Consider the following 13,254-nt stretch of genomic DNA (forward strand, 5'->3'; position numbering starts at 1 on the left):
ACCGCTATACTTGCTCATACCAGCCTCCCTGTACGTAAGTTCAACTCGACATTGAATGCTTACTGTACCCCCGGCGTATGCCGGAGGGAGGTTGGCTAGATGATTATCAGGTCCGGCATCGTGCCACTTGGGTGGCACGATGCCGGACCTGACCCCGCCTTTTGACCCCGCCTTTTTGTGGTGCGGACGCGCAGCGGGGACGCCCCCCGCTGGCAGCAAGTGAAGCGGCTTAGACGGCCAGCAGTTCCACGTCGAAGATCAGGGTGGCGTTCGGTGGGATCACGCCGCCGGCGCCGCGCGAGCCGTAGCCCAGGTCGGCCGGGATGATCAGCTGGCGCACGCCGCCGATCTTCATGCCTTGCACGCCTTCGTCCCAGCCGCGGATCACCATGCCGGCGCCCAGGGCGAATTCAAACGGATCGTTGCGGTCTTTGCTCGAATCGAATTTCGGGCCCTTGCTGCCGTCGTCGTTACGCAGCCAGCCGGTGTAGTGCACGGTGACGTTCTGGCCAGCCTTGGCTTCGGCGCCTTCGCCGACGGTCAGTTCGATGTATTGCAGGCCCGAGGCGGTGGTGATGGTGGACATGGTTTTCCTTGGTGTGGTCGTTGACGATAATCCCGCATTGTAGAACAAGCGGCCCCGGCCCGCCAAAAAGCGGCGCTGCTGGAGTATCATCGCCAGGCGTCGCCGGCAGGGGCCGGCCACCACCCTGGAATGGAAGCAAACACACCATGTCACACCTGATGATGCCCGCGCCGCGCGGGAACCTGCGCTGATGGGCGCGCTGATGCGGTCCTACGGCCGCGCGTGGATGTCGCAACTGCATGGCCGCATGCTGCTGCTGAGCGTGATCCCGTTCGGGCTGGCCGTCGTGTTGTGGGCCGGCCTGCTGTACGTGGGCCTGCAGCCGCTGATCGATTACCTGCAAGCGCTGTTCGTCCAGTATGACGGTTTTTCATACAGCAGCAATTTGCTCACCGCGCTGGGCCTGGGCATGCTGAAGACGGTGGTCGTACCCATGATCGCCATGCTGTTGCTGTTGCCGTTGATGATATTGACGGCCCTGGTCTTCATCGGCGTGGCGGCCATGCCGGCCATCGTGCGCCACGTGGGCCAGCGCCGCTACGGCCAGCTCGAACACAAGCATGGCGGCAGCCTGGCCGGCAGCGCGTTGACGGCGCTGGTGGGCATGGCCGTGTTCATCGGCCTGTGGCTGCTCACCTTGCCGCTGTACGCGTTTCCGCCGCTGGCGCTGGTGGTGCAGGCCGTGCTGTGGGGTTGGCTCACCTGCCGCGTGATGGTGTACGACGCGCTGGCCGACCATGCCAGCGCCGAGGAGCGGGCCGAAGTGCTGCGCCGCCACCGCTGGCCGCTGCTGGCCATCGGCGTGCTGTCCGGCCTGGCCGGCGCGCTGCCGGGCATGCTGTGGCTGGGCGGCACGGCCTTGTCGGTCGTGCTGTTCCCGTTCCTGGCGGCCGCCTCGATCTGGCTGTACGTGGTGATCTTCATCTTCACCGGCTTGTGGTTCGCCCATTACTGCCTGGAGGCGCTGGACCGGCTGCGCGCGGCGCCGCCCATGCGTGACATCAGCGACATCAACGCGGCGGCCAACTGATACCATTTCGGTATCACGACCGTTCCCGCTTATTTTGCAAGGATAGACATGGCAATCGGATTGATCATCATCGGCGACGAAATCCTGTCGGGCCGGCGCGCCGACCAGCACTTCACCAAAGTGGTGCAGCTGCTGGCCGAACGCGGCTTGCAACTGGACTGGGCCGAAGTGCTGGGCGACGACCCGGCCCGCATCACGGCCACGCTGCGCCGCACCTTCGCCAGCGGCGACATCGTGTTCAGCTGCGGCGGCATCGGCGCCACGCCGGACGACCACACGCGCCAGGCGGCGGCCGACGCGCTGGGCCTGCCGCTGGTGCTGCACGAGCAGGGCAAGCGCAACATCCAGCAGCGCATCCTCCAGATGGGCGAGGAGAGCGGCCAGCCGGCCGACCTCAATTCGCCCGAGAACCTGCACCGCTTGAAGATGGCCGAATTCGCGCAAGGCGCCGAACTGATTCCCAACCCCTACAACAACGTGGCCGGCTTCGCGCTGCGCGAGCATTACTTCGTGCCCGGCTTCCCCGTCATGGCCCATCCCATGATCGCGTGGGTGCTCGATCACCACTACGCCCACCTGTTCCACCGCGCGCCGCACAGCGAGCAGTCGGTGCTGGTGTACGGCACGGCCGAATCGGCGCTGACGCCGCTGATGGAGGCGCTCGAAGCGCAGTTCGCCGGCGTGAAGGTGTTCAGCCTGCCCAGCGTGGGCGACGCCAATACGCGCCGCCATATCGAACTGGGCGTGAAGGGCGCGCCCGACATCACGGCCGCCGCGTTCGCCCAACTGTGCGCCGAATTGTCGCGCCTGCAGGTAGAGTACAAGCACCTCTCTTGACGCCTCGCGGCGCGCCGTCTTCACGGCAATTCGCGCCGGGCGCGAACGGCGTTTCCCGTGCCCGGCGAGCGCCGTTGTTTTTTTGCGAAAAGCCCCGGCGAACGCACATTTTTCTGCGCACCGGCCCATCCATGTGGCGCCGATGTGGTGGAATGGATAGCAGGCTGCGCGTGTTGCCCGCCCCGGTCAACGGGGTGTGCGCCACGCGAGTTAAGTGCAAATGTACGTGCGCTTGTAACGCAGCCAACAAAGTAGTGAACATGGCAAGCCGCCGTTGTCGCGCGCCCGCTGTTCACGACGACCTGATGGCTGCGATGCGGCGCGCGGTGTGACTGAACAAACGACTGACCGGTTTGAATCATATGTTAAGCAATCGACGTTTCCGCCGGCCCCGCATCGTCCTGCGCGCGGTGCGCAAACTGCGCGCAGGCGCGGCCGCCATGGGCTATGGCCGGCGCCGCCACTTGCGCGCCGTCCCGCCACCCGCTCCCGTTGACGAAGCCGTGCTGCTGGCCCACACCCAGCCGGCCTCGCCGCCGCCGTCCGAGCCGGTCAAGAGCAAGCGCTCGCGCAACGCCTTCATCGTCGCCATGCTGGTGCTGCTGTCGTGCGGCGTGTACTGGGTGCTGCAGGAAATCCGCACCTCGACCATGCAGGCGCAGTTCTTCTCCGGCCTGGTGGGCAAGCTGACCTGGCGCGTCGAACCGGGCCCCAGCACAGCCATCCGCTTCCCCAAGGACAGCCCGTACGACGAGCGCCTCGGTTACGCCAACATCCCCGATTACCTGGGCAAACTGAAGACGCGCGATTATGCCGTCACGGCGCAGTCGCGCTTTTCGCCCAAGCTGGTCGAGCTGACCGACATGGGCGTGTTCACCACCTATCGCGAAAAGACCAAGACCGGCCTGGCCATCTTCGACTGCCGTTCGCAGCCGCTGTTTGCGGCCAGCTATCCGGAACGGGTGTACGGCAAGTTCGACGAGGCGCCGCCGGCGCTGGTGCGCAGCCTGCTGTTCATCGAGAACCGCGAACTGCTCGACAGCAAATACCCGAAGCGTAATCCGGCCGTCGAATGGGACCGCCTGAGCAAGGCCGTGCTGGAAAAGACGGCCAGCACCTTCGCCGGCGGCCACCGGCCGGCCGGCGGCAGCACGCTGGCGACCCAGATCGAGAAATACCGCCACTCGCCGGAAGGGCGCACCAGCACCCTCAAGGACAAGCTGCAGCAGATGGTGTCGGCCAGCCTGCGCGCCTACCAGCAGGGCGAGGACACCTCCGCCGTGCGGCACCAGATCGTGATCGATTACCTCAACACGGTGCCGCTGTCGGCCAAGCCCGGCTACGGTGAAGTGAACGGTATCGGTGATGGGATGTGGGTCTGGTACGGCCGCGATTTCGCGCAAGTGAACCACCTGCTCGCCGGCAAGCTGGACCAGCCTGAGAACGCGCTGGTGTTCAAGGAAGCGCTGAGCCTGATGATCGCCCAGCGCCGCCCCAGCTACTACCTGGGCGACGGCACGGCCGACCTGGAGGCGCTGGCCAATTCGCACCTGCGCCTGCTGGCCCAGGAAGGCGTGATCACGCCGGCCGTGCGCGACGCCGCGCTCAAGCAGCAGTTGCATCCGTCGGCCGGTTCCGGCGTGCAGGCCGCGCCGGCCATGACCTACGTGACGCGCAAGGCGTCGAACGCGGTGCGCACCCACCTGGCCAGCCTGCTCGGCGACAACCGCCTGTACAACCTGGACCGTCTGGACCTGAGCGTGGTCAGCACGCTGGACGCGCGCGCGCAGAAAGCCGTCACGCAGGTGCTGCGCGATCTGCGCGATCCCGACATGGCCAAGGCGGCCGGCCTGACGGGCAAGGGCATGCTGGGCAATGGCGATCCGGCCCACGTCGTGTACAGCTTCACGTTGCTGGAAAAAGGCGAGCAGGCCAACCTGCTGCGGCTGCAGACGGATAACTTCGACCAGCCGCTCGACATCAACGAAGGCGCCAAGCTCGATCTCGGTTCCACGGCCAAGCTGCGCACCTTGGTCACCTACCTCGACATCATGGACCAGCTGCACACGCGCTACGGCGGCATGGACACGGCGGCCCTGAACAAGGTGGTGGTCGATCCGCAGGACAAGCTGTCGCAGTGGGCCATCGACTACTTCAAGGCGCTGCCGATCGACCAGGGCGGGCGCGAGCTGACCCCGATGCTCAACGCGGCCATGGAGCGCAAGTATTCGGGCAATCCCGGCGAAGGTTTCTTCACGGGCGGCGGCCTGCACCACTTCGGCAACTTCTCCAAGGAAGACAACAGCAAGATCCTGACCGTGACGGAAGCGCTGCGCCATTCGACCAACCTGGTGTTCGTGCGCCTGATGCGCGACGTGGCCAAGTTCTACATGTTCCAGTCGCCCGGTTCCTCGGCCTCGCTGCTGCAGGATGCCGACGATCCGCGCCGCGCCGGCTACCTGGCCCGCTTCGCCGACAAGGAAGGGCGCGAGTTCCTGAACCGCTTCTACGTCAAGTACAAGGGCAAGCAGGGCGATGCGTTGGAAAAGACGCTGCTGGCCAACATCCGCGGCACGCCGGTGCGGCTGGCCGTGATTCACCGCACCCTGTATCCGGCAGCGACCCAGGAGCAGTTCGCCGCCTTCCTGAAGGACAACCTGCCGTCGCAGAACGAGGTGCCGCCCGAGCGCGTGGCCAAGCTCTATGAGCAGTACGCGATCGACAAGTGGTCGCTGGCCGACCGTGGTTACCTGGCCTCGGTGCACCCGCTGGAAATGTGGATGGCGGCCTACATGCTGACCCATCCCGGCGCCACGCTGAGCGAAATGACGGCCGCCAGCGAGCAGCAGCGCCAGGAAGTGTACCAGTGGCTGTTCAAGACCCACCACAAGCACGCCCAGGACAAGCGCATCGTTGGCCTGCTGGAGATGGAAGGCTTCATGAAGATCCATGCCCAGTGGAAGAAGATGGGGTATCCGTTCGACTCGCTGGTGCCGTCCTACGCCACCACGCTGGGCGCCTCGGCCGACCGGCCGGCTGCACTGGCCGAACTGATGGGCATCATCGTCAACGGCGGCATCCGCAAACCCACCCGGCGCATCTCGGCGCTGCACTTCGCGGCCGGCACGCCGTACGACACCCAGGTGGCGCCCGGCAAGAGCACGCTGAGCGAACGGGTGCTGTCGCCGGAAGTGGCGCGCGTGGTGGCCGATGCCATCCGCGGCGTGGTCTCGGACGGCACGGCCAAGCGGGCCCGCATGGCCTTCGTCCAGTCCGACGGCAGCGTGATTCCCGTGGGCGGCAAGACCGGCACCGGCGACCAGCGCTTCGACATCTTCGCACCCGGCGGGCGCCTGATCGAATCGCGCTATGTGAACCGGTCGGCCACCTTCGTGTTCAACATCGGCGAACGCTTCTTCGGCAGCATGACGGCCTATGTGCGCGGGCCCGAATCGAAGAACTACGACTTCACCAGTGCGCTGCCGGTGCAGTTGCTGACGGTGCTGGCGCCGAGCCTGATGCCATTGATCGAGCCCAATCCGGTCAAGCCGGCCACCCTCCAGAACGTGGCCGCCGGCACGGCCGCCGCGGCCGCCGGCACGGCCGCCGCGGCGGCCGCCGCGCCGCTGCCCCCGTGCGGCGGAACCGGCAACGGCGGCTGATGCCACCACGGGCCGCGCGGTGCCGCACCGCGCGCGCCTGGCCAGTCACCGCGCGCGTGGGGGGGGCGGCATGCGTGCGGTGCTTGCCAAACGGACCATTTATTGGCAAGGTGAGCGCCCATGAAACCTGTACGCCAAACCATGTCCAAGATCCTCAAGTTCACGCAATTCTCCGTGCGTGACCTGCTCGTCGCCGCCGCGCCCACCCTACTGGCCATCGCCGGCGTGTGCGCGCTGGCCTATGTGCTGGTGGACCCGTCGCCGCCGCGCCACGTGGTGCTGTCCACGGGCCAGGAAAACAGCGCCTATGAACAGATCGGCAAGAAATACGCGGCCGCGCTGGCCAAGCATGGCGTCAAGGTGACGCTGCTGCAATCGGCCGGTTCAGGCGAGAACCTGCGCCGGCTCAAGAGCGGCGCCGTCGATATCGCCTTCGTGCAGAGCGGTTCGACCGACGAGGTGGCGGCCGAGCGGGAAGGCCTGGTGTCGCTGGGCAGCCTGTTCACGGAACCGATGTGGCTGTTCCTGCGCGAGACCAAGGGCAAGCCCATCACCCGCCTCACCCAGCTCAGGGGCAAGAAGATCAATTTCGGCCCCAGGGGCGCGGGGGCGCCGCGGCTGTTCAAGCAGGTGCTGGCGCTGAACGGCATGGAGCCCAATGAAGTGATCCGCAGTTCACTGGCCAATACGCCGGCCACGGTGGAATTGCTGGAAGGGCGCATCGACGGCCTCGTGTTCACGTCGGCGCCGGAAGCGCCGCTGATCCAGATGCTGCTGCAGACGCCGGGCATCCAGTTGTTCGATTTCGACCAGGCCGAGGCGTATGCGCGCAAGCTGCCCTTCCTCAGCCACGTGGTGCTGCCGCGCGGCATCGTTGACCTGGGGCGCGATCTGCCGCCCGTCGATTACAACCTGATCGCCCCCACGGCCACGCTGGTGGCGCGCGACAGCCTGCATCCGGCCCTGATCGACTTGTTCGTGCAGGCGGCCGCGTCGATCCACAGCGGCGCCGGCTGGTTCCAGCAGCAGGGCCAGTTCCCGTCCGCGCGCTACACGGAAATTCCCGTCGCGCCGGCCGCGGCCAAGTTCTACAAGGATGGGCCGCCGTTCCTGCAGCGCTACATGAGCTTCTGGCTGGCCAATTTCTTCGACCGCATGTGGGTGCTGGTGCTGGGCCTGGGGGCGCTGATCCTGCCGTTGTCCAAGGTGGTGCCGCCGCTGTATGTGTGGCGCATCCGTTCGCGCGTGTATCGCTGGTACGGGCAGTTGCGCACGGTGGAGCAGGCGCTCGAGGAGGCGCAGTCGCAAGGTGAGCGCCGCATGGAGATTTATGCGGCGCAGCTGGTACGGCTCAATGAAATCGAGGAGATGGTGAACCAGATTTCCATCCCGCTGTCGTTCGCCGATGGCTTGTACGGCTTGCGCAGCCACATCAACTTCGTGCGCGAGCGGGTGCTCAGCCTGCTGAGCGAAGCGGCGCCGGCCACGCCGGTGGCGCCGGCGGCCGTGCCCGTCTGAGCGGGCCGGCCGCGCGCGGCTTCAACGAGGGCCGGTGAGGGTGCTCAGGCGCCCAGCCAGGGCAGGCCGGCCCGGCACCAGCCGTTGACGTTCTTGCGGTGGCCGTTCTCGTCCTTGTCGCCTTCGAAGCCTTCCAGCACGTCGTAGCAATGTTGATAACCGAATTCCGTGGCCAGCTTGGCCGCGTGGCGCGAGCGCACGCCGGAGCGGCATAAAAACAACAGTACCTGGTCCTTGCGGGCCTGGCTGTTGAGCTGTTCGATGAACTCATGGTTGGCCACGCCGCCGGGATAGGTGGACCACTGGACCGCACCATGTTGGGTCTCGGGGATGGCCACGCGGCCCACCCAGTCGCGCTCGGCGTTGGTGCGCACGTCGATCAGCTTGATGTGCGGGTCCGCTTGCAGCAGTTCCCACGCTTCCTGCGGGTTGACGGCACCGGCATACGGCCAGTCCTTGCTGCGGGCGCGGGCGCGGGCCAGGATTGCATCTACATCGCTCATGTCATGTTCCAGAAAGGAGATTAAGTTTATTATAGATGCCCTGACCGTCCGTGCTGCGCGCACGCACCAAATAAGGGCATTTTCCATCGTTTTTTCGAAAATGCACGAAATAGGTGCAATTTCGCAAAATCGCACCATAATGGAGCAGTCTTGCGCTGGCGCAAACCAGGCTCATTTGGCTGGCCGGACGATTTTAGAATCATTTGCCAGCAAGTTCCAAGTTGGTTCTGGCAGATGGTGAGAATTTTGAGCTGGCACGGATACTGCTTAACCCGATGATGAGTTTCGGTCGCACTACACGGGGACGCGCAGAGCATCCGCGCACGCACAGTTGGTCGGCTCACCCACACATTCCCTTTAGGAGATACGCATGGCAATGACAGCCGCAGAAGTGATGAAAATGGTAAAAGACAACGAAGTCAAATTCGTTGATTTTCGTTTCGCCGATACCCGTGGTAAAGAACAGCACGTGACCGTGCCCGTGTCGCACTTCGACATGGACAAGTTCGAGTCCGGCCACGCCTTCGACGGTTCCTCGATCGCCGGCTGGAAAGGCATCGAAGCATCCGACATGATCCTGCTGCCAGACCCGAACACGGCCAACATCGACCCGTTCATGGAAGAAACCACCCTGTTCATGCAGTGCGACGTGATCGAACCGTCGGACGGCAAGGGCTACGACCGTGACCCACGCTCCATCGCCAAGCGCGCTGAAGCCTACCTGAAATCGTCGGGCCTGGGCGACACCGCCTACTTCGGTCCTGAGCCAGAATTCTTCATCTTCGACAGCGTGCGCTGGAAAGTCGACATGTCCGGCTGCTTCGTCAAGATCGAATCGGACGAAGCGTCGTGGAGCACCGACAAGGAAATCGAAGGCGGCAACAGCGGCCACCGTCCAGCGGTCAAGGGCGGCTACTTCCCCGTGCCACCAGTGGACAGCTTCCAGGACATGCGTTCGGAAATGTGCCTGATCCTCGAATCGCTGGGCATCCCGGTCGAAGTGCACCACCACGAAGTGGCTGGCGCTGGCCAGAACGAAATCGGCACCAAGTTCTCGACCCTGGTCGAGCGTGCCGACTGGACCCAGAACCTGAAATACGTGGTGTGGAACGTGGCCCACAGCTACGGCAAGACCGCCACCTTCATGCCTAAGCCTATCGTGGGCGACAACGGCTCGGGCATGCACGTACACCAGTCGATCTGGAAAGACGGCAAGAACCTGTTCGCCGGCGACGGCTATGCCGGCCTGTCCGACACCGCGCTGTTCTACATCGGCGGTATCATCAAGCACGCCAAGGCACTGAACGCCATCACCAACCCAGGCACCAACTCGTACAAGCGCCTGGTGCCAGGCTACGAAGCCCCGGTCAAACTGGCTTACTCGGCCCGTAACCGTTCCGCTTCGATCCGTATCCCGCACGTGGCCAATCCTAAGGCACGCCGCATCGAGACCCGTTTCCCGGACCCACTGGCGAACGTGTACCTGTGCTTCGCCGCGCTGCTGATGGCCGGTCTGGACGGTATCATCAACAAGATCCATCCGGGCGAAGCCGCTTCCAAAGACCTGTACCACCTGCCGCCTGAGGAAGATGCACTGATCCCGACCGTCTGCACCTCGCTGGAAGAGGCGCTGGACAACCTGAACAAGGACCGCGAGTTCCTGACCCGTGGCGGCGTGTTCAGCGATTCGATGATCGATGCCTACATCGAACTGAAGATGCAGGACGTGCAGCGTATGCGCATGACCACGCACCCAGTCGAATTCGACATGTACTACTCGCTGTAATGGCAGCGCGCCGGCCGCAAGCCGGCGCCCGCCGTATGGCCAGAACGCGAGGCGAGCCCCGGCTTTCCTCGCGTTTTTCTTTGGATGTTGTATATTCGGGGTGCATCAATGCTCTTCACGGATAGGGAATGACAACACGCTTATTACCGGTACTGGTCCTGCTGGCCGCCAGCGCCGCCGCCAGGGCCGATGGCCCCATCTACCTGTGCGTGGACGCGGCCGGCCACAAGGAACTGACGGACACCAACAAACCGGGCTGCAAGATCCTTGACGTGCCCGGCAACGCCATCCCGGCCCCGCCGCGCCGCCAGGCGCCCGCGCCCCAGCGGGCCGCGCCGGCCCCGGCCGCGCCGGCTGATTTTCCGCGCGTGGACAGCGCCGAGCAGAGGGCGCGCGACGCCGACCGGCTTGGCATCCTCAACGAGGAATTGCGCAACGAGCAGCAGAAGCTGGCCGACCTGCGCAAGGAGTTCAACAACGGCGAGCCGGAACGCCATGGCGATGAACGCAACTACGCCAAATACCAGGAACGGGTGGCGCAGATGCGCGACAGCATCAGCCGCTCGGAAAAGAATATCGAAGCCTTGAAACGCGAGATCGCCAATATCCGATGAATGCTGAGAACATGCACGCCCGCGCGGGCGAGGCCATGCCGTCGCTGGCCGGGCTGGAATTGCTGGCCTCGGCCGTGGTGCTGGTCGATGGCGCCGGCCAGATCGCCTACGCCAACGCAGCCGCCGAGAACCTGCTGGAAAGCTCGCTCAAGGCGCTGTCGCGCCAGAAGCTCAGCGCCCAGTTCCTCAACCCCGAGGAGCTGGAGCACATCTGCGTCCAGGCGCGCCAGCACAAGTTCGCCGACCTGCGCCAGGACTTGACGCTGGAACGGGCCGGGCGCGATCCGCTGCACGTGCACAGCATCGTGTCGGCCCTGGAAGAACCGCGCGACCATATCCTGATCGAACTGCGCGAACACTTGCAGCACCTGAAGCTGGACCGCGAGGAACGCATGCTGGACCAGAGCCAGGTCAACAAGGAGCTGATCCGCAACCTGGCGCACGAGATCAAGAATCCGCTGGGCGGCATCCGCGGCGCGGCCCAGCTGCTGGAGATGGAATTGCCGCCGCTGCACCTGGGCCAGCTGCGCGAATACACCCAGGTCATCATCAAGGAAGCGGACCGGCTGCAAACGCTGGTGGACCGTTTGCTGGCGCCGCACCGCCGACCCCACATCGTGGGCGACGTCAACATCCACGAAGTGTGCGAGCGCGTGCGCAGCCTGATCCTGGCCGAGTTCCCCACCGGGCTGGCGATCCGGCGCGACTACGACGCCTCGATTCCCGAGTTCCGGGGCGACAAGGAACAGCTGATCCAGACCGTGCTCAACATCGCCCACAACGCGGCCCAGGCACTGTCGGCCCGCATCGAGGCGGGCGACGCGGAACTGATTTTCAAGACCAGGGTGGCCCGTCAGGTGACGCTGGCCAAGGTCCGCTACGGGCTGGCATTAGATTTGCATATCATCGACAATGGACCGGGCATCGCGCCCCAGATCCGTGACCGCATCTTCTACCCGCTCGTGTCGGGCCGGGAGGGCGGCAGCGGGTTGGGACTGACCTTGGCGCAAACCTTCGTGCAACAGCACCTGGGTGTGATCGAGTGCGAAAGCCGGCCTGGATACACGGATTTCCGCATCCTGCTGCCGCTGCCATAAGCGGCGTGCGAGCCGGTGCGTTTCCGGGGTCCCTTGATCACCGATCCAATGCGGGAACCACATTACACATGAAGCCAATCTGGATAGTAGACGACGACGAGTCGATCCGCTGGGTACTGGAAAAAGCGCTGGCGCGGGAAAACCTCGCCACCAAGAGTTTTGCCAACGCGCGCGATGCGATCACCGCGCTGGAGTTCGAGACGCCGCAAGTGCTGGTGTCCGACATCCGCATGCCGGGCGACTCCGGCCTCGATTTGCTGGCGCTGGTCAAATCGCGCCATCCGGGCCTGCCCGTCATCATCATCACGGCGTTCTCCGACCTCGACTCGGCCGTCGCCGCGTTCCAGGGCGGCGCCTTCGAATACCTGGCCAAGCCATTCGACATCGACAAGGCCGTGGAGCTGATCCGGCGCGCGCTCGACGAGAGCCTGCGCGAAACGAGCGTGGAATCGGGCCCGGCCGACACGCCTGAAATCCTGGGCCAGGCGCCGGCCATGCAGGAAGTGTTTCGCGCCATCGGCCGCTTGTCGCAATCGAACGTGACGGTGCTGATTACGGGTGAATCCGGTTCCGGCAAGGAGCTGGTGGCGCGCGCGCTGCACAAGCACAGCCCGCGCGCATCGCAGCCGTTCATCGCCCTCAACACGGCCGCCATTCCCAAGGACTTGCTGGAATCCGAACTGTTCGGCCATGAGCGCGGCGCGTTCACGGGTGCCCAGGCCACGCGCCGTGGCCGCTTCGAGCAGGCCGAGAACGGCACGCTGTTCCTCGACGAGATCGGCGACATGCCGTTCGATCTGCAAACGCGCTTGCTGCGCGTGCTGTCCGATGGCCACTTCTACCGCGTCGGCGGCCACCAGCCGTTGAAAGCCAACGTGCGCGTGATCACGGCCACGCACCAGAATCTCGAGCAGCGCGTGCGCGACGGCCTGTTCCGCGAGGACTTGTACCATCGCCTCAACGTGATCCGCTTGCGCCTGCCCAGTTTGCGGGAGCGGCGTGAGGATATCCCCATCCTGGTGCGCCACTTCCTGGTGCAGAGCGCGCGCCAGCTGGGCGTGGAAGCCAAGCGCATGAGCGACGCCACGCTGCACTTCCTGAGCGGCCTGGATTTGCCCGGCAATGTGCGCCAGCTGGAAAACCTGTGCAACTGGATCACCGTGATGGCGCCCGGCCAGACCGTGGAAGTGAAGGACTTGCCGCTGGAGCTGACCCAGGGTCAGGGCCAGGAGGGCGGCGGCCATAGCCCGGCCGCGCCGGCGCCGGCCCACGAAGCGTTCAGCAGCATGACGCACCATGGCATCGTGTCCTCCGTGCCGCCAGCGCTGGCCGAGGCCACCGCGCACGGCGGGCCGGACAGCTGGCTCACGCTGCTGGAACTGCAGGCCGCGAGCATGCTCAGCAACGGCCAGCATGAAGTGATGGACGTGCTGGGCCGCCAGTTCGAATCGGCCCTGATCCGCACAGCCCTCAAGCACACCCACGGCCGCAAGAACGACGCCGCCGTGCGGCTGGGCATAGGCCGCAACACCATCACGCGCAAGATCGCGGAACTGGGCATCGACGGCGCCAAGGACGACTGACGTCCGAAGCGACCGCGGCGGCCCATGCATTTGCGGTA

The 13,254-nt window shown here is 65.1% G+C and carries 10 protein-coding genes; 8 read left to right on the top strand and 2 right to left on the bottom strand.

The annotated features are described in order from the left end of the window. Nucleotides 1-229 precede the first annotated feature (229 nt). Nucleotides 230-586, bottom strand: coding sequence for an FKBP-type peptidyl-prolyl cis-trans isomerase (locus H3H36_RS25635; protein ID WP_182220867.1), 357 nt, complete (start codon nt 584-586; stop codon nt 230-232). A 190-nt stretch (nt 587-776) separates the two neighbouring features. On the opposite strand from H3H36_RS25635, the gene H3H36_RS25640 reads away from it, so the two are divergent. From H3H36_RS25640 to H3H36_RS25655, 4 genes are all read left to right on the top strand, one after another. Continuing rightward, complete coding sequence (locus H3H36_RS25640) at nt 777-1,616, top strand: EI24 domain-containing protein (RefSeq protein WP_182220868.1); 840 nt, start codon at nt 777-779, stop codon at nt 1,614-1,616. Nucleotides 1,617-1,664: 48 nt separating this feature from the next. After that, nucleotides 1,665-2,453: a competence/damage-inducible protein A gene (locus tag H3H36_RS25645; RefSeq protein WP_182220869.1), complete on the top strand. Its 789-nt coding sequence runs from the start codon at nt 1,665-1,667 to the stop codon at nt 2,451-2,453. 590 nt (nt 2,454-3,043) lie between these two features. Further along, nucleotides 3,044-6,115 (top strand): transglycosylase domain-containing protein, encoded by a 3,072-nt coding sequence (locus H3H36_RS25650; RefSeq protein WP_229220109.1) that lies wholly within the window; start codon nt 3,044-3,046, stop codon nt 6,113-6,115. Nucleotides 6,116-6,256: 141 nt separating this feature from the next. Then, the gene (locus H3H36_RS25655; RefSeq protein ID WP_182220882.1) at nt 6,257-7,633 is read left to right on the top strand and encodes a TAXI family TRAP transporter solute-binding subunit; all 1,377 of its coding nucleotides are present in this window, start codon (nt 6,257-6,259) and stop codon (nt 7,631-7,633) included. Nucleotides 7,634-7,677: 44 nt separating this feature from the next. On the opposite strand, the gene H3H36_RS25660 is transcribed toward H3H36_RS25655, so the two are convergent. Further along, the gene (locus H3H36_RS25660; protein WP_182220870.1) at nt 7,678-8,136 is read right to left on the bottom strand and encodes a rhodanese-like domain-containing protein; all 459 of its coding nucleotides are present in this window, start codon (nt 8,134-8,136) and stop codon (nt 7,678-7,680) included. A 370-nt stretch (nt 8,137-8,506) separates the two neighbouring features. On the opposite strand from H3H36_RS25660, the gene glnA reads away from it, so the two are divergent. The 4 genes from glnA (at nt 8,507) to ntrC (ending at nt 13,216) form a co-directional block, all read left to right on the top strand. Further along, on the top strand, nt 8,507-9,922 hold the full coding sequence (gene glnA / locus H3H36_RS25665) for a type I glutamate--ammonia ligase (protein ID WP_182220871.1): 1,416 nt from the start codon (nt 8,507-8,509) through the stop codon (nt 9,920-9,922). A gap of 128 nt (nt 9,923-10,050) precedes the next feature. Further along, nucleotides 10,051-10,536, top strand: a complete 486-nt coding sequence (locus H3H36_RS25670) for a DUF4124 domain-containing protein (RefSeq protein ID WP_182220872.1) — start codon at nt 10,051-10,053, stop codon at nt 10,534-10,536. Beyond that, on the top strand, nt 10,533-11,633 hold the full coding sequence (gene glnL, locus H3H36_RS25675) for a nitrogen regulation protein NR(II) (protein ID WP_229220106.1): 1,101 nt from the start codon (nt 10,533-10,535) through the stop codon (nt 11,631-11,633). Before H3H36_RS25670 ends, glnL begins: the two co-directional genes overlap by 4 nt. Nucleotides 11,634-11,701: 68 nt before the next feature. Further along, nucleotides 11,702-13,216, top strand: a complete 1,515-nt coding sequence (gene ntrC, locus H3H36_RS25680; RefSeq protein ID WP_182220873.1) for a nitrogen regulation protein NR(I) — start codon at nt 11,702-11,704, stop codon at nt 13,214-13,216. The last annotated feature ends 38 nt before the right edge of the window (nt 13,217-13,254 follow it).

The organism is Rugamonas fusca, from assembly GCF_014042365.1.
In the GTDB taxonomy this organism is placed as follows: domain Bacteria; phylum Pseudomonadota; class Gammaproteobacteria; order Burkholderiales; family Burkholderiaceae_D; genus Rugamonas; species Rugamonas fusca.

Bases quoted from the DNA above. Each gene is read 5' to 3' on its own strand.
- H3H36_RS25635 (WP_182220867.1), bottom strand. From the start codon at position 586: ATGTCCACCATCACCACCGCCTCGGGCCTGCAATACATCGAACTGACC.
- H3H36_RS25640 (WP_182220868.1), top strand. From the start codon at position 777: ATGGGCGCGCTGATGCGGTCCTACGGCCGCGCGTGGATGTCGCAACTG.
- H3H36_RS25645 (WP_182220869.1), top strand. From the start codon at position 1,665: ATGGCAATCGGATTGATCATCATCGGCGACGAAATCCTGTCGGGCCGG.
- H3H36_RS25650 (WP_229220109.1), top strand. From the start codon at position 3,044: ATGCTGGTGCTGCTGTCGTGCGGCGTGTACTGGGTGCTGCAGGAAATC.
- H3H36_RS25655 (WP_182220882.1), top strand. From the start codon at position 6,257: ATGTCCAAGATCCTCAAGTTCACGCAATTCTCCGTGCGTGACCTGCTC.
- H3H36_RS25660 (WP_182220870.1), bottom strand. From the start codon at position 8,136: ATGAGCGATGTAGATGCAATCCTGGCCCGCGCCCGCGCCCGCAGCAAG.
- glnA (WP_182220871.1), top strand. From the start codon at position 8,507: ATGGCAATGACAGCCGCAGAAGTGATGAAAATGGTAAAAGACAACGAA.
- H3H36_RS25670 (WP_182220872.1), top strand. From the start codon at position 10,051: ATGACAACACGCTTATTACCGGTACTGGTCCTGCTGGCCGCCAGCGCC.
- glnL (WP_229220106.1), top strand. From the start codon at position 10,533: ATGAATGCTGAGAACATGCACGCCCGCGCGGGCGAGGCCATGCCGTCG.
- ntrC (WP_182220873.1), top strand. From the start codon at position 11,702: ATGAAGCCAATCTGGATAGTAGACGACGACGAGTCGATCCGCTGGGTA.